Origin of the sequence: Nitratifractor sp. (genome assembly GCF_015487065.1) — a bacterium.
GTDB lineage: Bacteria > Campylobacterota > Campylobacteria > Campylobacterales > Sulfurovaceae > Nitratifractor.
The window spans coordinates 1-3,335 of sequence record NZ_WFQN01000021.1 but is presented as its reverse complement, the minus strand read 5'-3'; the positions used below and the strand labels follow the sequence as shown (position 1 = coordinate 3,335).

The window sequence follows — 3,335 nt, the reverse complement described above, 5'->3', positions numbered from 1 at the left end:
GGGTAGAGGGGGTGGTCCTGTGACCACGTCTTGCTCTCTTTTCTCAGTCTTTCGGAGAGGAAAAGGTCGTATTCGCTGACAGGCTTTTTGGCTTGGGCCAGTAGGGGACTGTCGGGGCGGATGCTGGGCGTGAGGATCTCCATGAGGCTCTGATCGGGATTAAAAGCCTCAGAGGGGTGGATCCGGTTGCCGGCATCATCGGTCCATGGCTTTTCGCAGCGATCGTCATAGAAATCGAAGCCTTCGCCCAGGAGCGTAGCGATAGCCCGGGTGGTTTTGCCGTAGCCGAAAAAGGAGAGGTGTTTCATCGGAGCACTCTCCGTTGATACAAGTGAGGAGTGAAGAGTGAGGAGTGAGGAATTTTGGTGAATGGTGAATAGTGAATGGTGAATGGTTTCGGTATGCGTTGCATGGCAACGCTTTTTTTCAAACAGCAAATAACATATGACAAACGACGAATATACCAATATCCCAATATACCAATAATGTCGCCGAAGGCGACACTTCTTGCGACTTGCGACTTGCGACTTGCGACTTGCGACTTCCCTCCTGCCGACTGCCGACTTCTAACCAATCTCAAACGACAAATGACAAACGACAAACGACGAAAAGTGCCCCCAATAACCAATAACCAATGACCAATAACCAAACTCATCGTATCTTCAACGTAATGAGCGCCAGCAGGTTGGCCAGAAAGGCGATCATCCAGAAGCGGACGATGATCTTGTTCTCTGCCCACTTTTTCATCTCGAAATGGTGGTGGATGGGGGCCATGAGGAAGATGCGTTTTTGGCGAATCTTCCAGCTGCCGACCTGGAGGATGACCGAGACGGTCTCGATGACGAAGACGATGCCGATAAGGATCAGAAGGACCTCGCTCTTGCCCAGGATCGCCATGTAGGCGAGGAAGGCGCCGATGGAGAGGGAACCGGTGTCTCCCATGAAGATCTCGGCGGGATAGCAGTTGTACCACAAAAAGCCCAGGAGTCCGCCGGCAAGGGCGGCGGCGACGATGGTGACCTCTCCGACCCCAGGGATGTAGGGGAGCAGCAGATATTTGGAGAAGATGGCGTGACCGGTGAGATAGACGATGACCCCCAGCGTACCCAGTCCGATGACGGTGGGGACGGTGGCCAGGCCGTCGAGCCCGTCGGTGAGGTTGACGGCGTTGGAGGTGGCGATCATCACCAGAATCCAGAAGACAATAGCGAAATAGCCCATATCAAAGAGGGGCGTTTTGACGAAAGGGACATAGAGGGTGCTTGGGAAATGGGCCCCGAAGAGCAGTAGCGATCCCACCAGAAAAGAGACCAGAATGAGGAGGCCCATTTTTCCCCGTGCCGTGAGCCCCTGAAGATTGTCACCGCTGAGGACTTTGCCCAGATCGTCTTTGAGTCCGACACCGGCGAAACCCACCAGAGTCAGGAGTCCGCCGATGACATACCAGTTGTCGAGTCGGGCGGTCAGCAGGGTAGCGATTACTGTCGCCGCGACGAAAATGGCGCCTCCCATGGTGGGGGTGTGCTGCTTCTCCTCATGAGCCGGGACATATTTGTTGATAGGCTGATTGGCCTTGCGGGCCCGGGCCCAGGCGATATAACGGGGAAGAAGAAAGAGTGTCAGGCAAAAGGAGATAAAAAAGGCGATGCCCGCCCGTACCGAGATGTAATAAAAGAGGTGGACTCCCATCAATTGATGCAGGTAATAGATCATGGCACTCTTTCTTGATTTATCGGTTAAGAAGTGATATTTTACTACAATAATATAAATTCTTGATCGGAGAAACTGAGTGCAAAAGACGCAGGGACGGAAAACACTGTTGATCATTACCGACGGGATCGGCTACAAGCCCGAGAGCACCGCCAACGCTTTCGAGGCGGCCGAGACACCCACCTATGACCGGCTCTTCGAGTCGGTGCCCCATACGCTGATCTCCACCTACGGATTGAGTGTAGGACTACCCGAAGGGCAGATGGGCAACTCGGAAGTGGGCCACATGACCATCGGTAGCGGTCGGGTTCTCTATCAGGATCTGGTCAAAATCTCTCTGGCGTTGGAGGACGGCTCTTTGGCAGAGAATCCGGCCTTGAAACAGACGGTGGAGGCCAGCAAAGATATGCACATCGTGGGGCTGATGAGCGACGGAGGAGTCCATTCCCATCTGGAGCATATTCTGGGCCTGGCCAAGATCCTCAAAGCCAAAGGCAAAAAGGTCTGGCTCCATCTGATTACCGACGGCCGGGATGTCTCGCCAACCTCGGCTCCGGAGTACCTCAGAGAGGCGGAAAAGATCCTGGATGATGATATCCGGATCGCCAGCCTCGGCGGTCGTTTCTATACGATGGATCGGGATAAACGTTGGGAACGGGTGGAAAAGGGCTATCGGGCCATCGCCGAGGCGGAACCCCAAACCGCCTATACTCCGATGGAGTATGTGCTCAAGAGCTATGAGGAGGGAGTGACCGATGAGTTTATCCTCCCCACGGCCTTTGAAGGGTATGAAGGGATGCGAGACGGTGACGGGGTGATCATGGCTAATTTTCGCTCCGATCGCATGCGGGAGATCACCACAGCCCTGGGGGATCCCGCATTCGACAAATTTCCCCGTAAGCCTCTGAAACTGCATATTGCCACCATGACCCAGTATGACGCCTCCTTTCCCTATCCGGTGCTCTTTCCCAAAGAGCCGCCTCGAAACACCCTGGCGGAGGTGATCAGCCGGGTGGGGCTGCGGCAGCTGCATACCGCCGAGACGGAGAAGTATGCCCATGTGACCTTCTTTTTCAACGGCGGGGTGGAGGAACCGGTGGAGGGGGAGAGCCGGGTACTGATTCCCAGTCCCCAGGTCAAGACCTACGATCTAAAGCCGGAGATGAGTGCTCCCGAGGTGGGTGAAGCGGTTCGCAAGGCGATGGATGAGGCGTATGATTTCATCGTGGTCAACTTTGCCAACGGGGATATGGTGGGCCACACCGGCAATTTCGACGCGGCGGTCAAAGCGGTGGAGGCGGTGGATGCCGAACTGGGGAAGATTCTGGAGAAGTCCGAGGAACAGGGTTACAATATCGTCCTGACTTCCGATCACGGCAACTGCGAAGAGATGCGCGACAGTGAGGGAAATATGCTCACCAACCATACGGTGGGGGATGTCTGGGCCTTCGTCAAAGCCCCGGGGGTGACGAAGCTCAAGGCCCACGGCGGGCTCAACAACATCGCCCCGACGGTGTTGGAACTGATGGGACTCGAAAAACCGGCAGAGATGGATGCATCCCTGATCGAGCGATAGCTACAATTAAAATTTTAAGGAGTATGAATGCAGTTTAGCGGAAAGAATG

The 3,335-nt window shown here is 54.9% G+C and carries 2 protein-coding genes and 1 pseudogene; 1 reads left to right on the top strand and 2 read right to left on the bottom strand.

The annotated features are described in order from the left end of the window. Positions 1-308 (bottom strand): annotated as a pseudogene (gene murD, locus F8I07_RS01045) (UDP-N-acetylmuramoyl-L-alanine--D-glutamate ligase); the annotation flags it as partial. A gap of 343 nt (positions 309-651) precedes the next feature. Further along, on the bottom strand, positions 652-1,713 hold the full coding sequence (gene mraY, locus F8I07_RS01040) for a phospho-N-acetylmuramoyl-pentapeptide-transferase (RefSeq protein WP_292654590.1): 1,062 nt from the start codon (positions 1,711-1,713) through the stop codon (positions 652-654). A 76-nt stretch (positions 1,714-1,789) separates the two neighbouring features. Here mraY and gpmI point away from each other — a divergent pair, with 76 nt between their 5' ends. Next, positions 1,790-3,286 (top strand): 2,3-bisphosphoglycerate-independent phosphoglycerate mutase, encoded by a 1,497-nt coding sequence (gene gpmI / locus F8I07_RS01035; protein ID WP_292654587.1) that lies wholly within the window; start codon positions 1,790-1,792, stop codon positions 3,284-3,286. Positions 3,287-3,335: the final 49 nt, after the last annotated feature.

Coding starts and splice junctions, on each gene's coding strand:
- mraY (WP_292654590.1), bottom strand. CDS start 1,713: ATGATCTATTACCTGCATCAATTGATGGGAGTCCACCTCTTTTATTAC.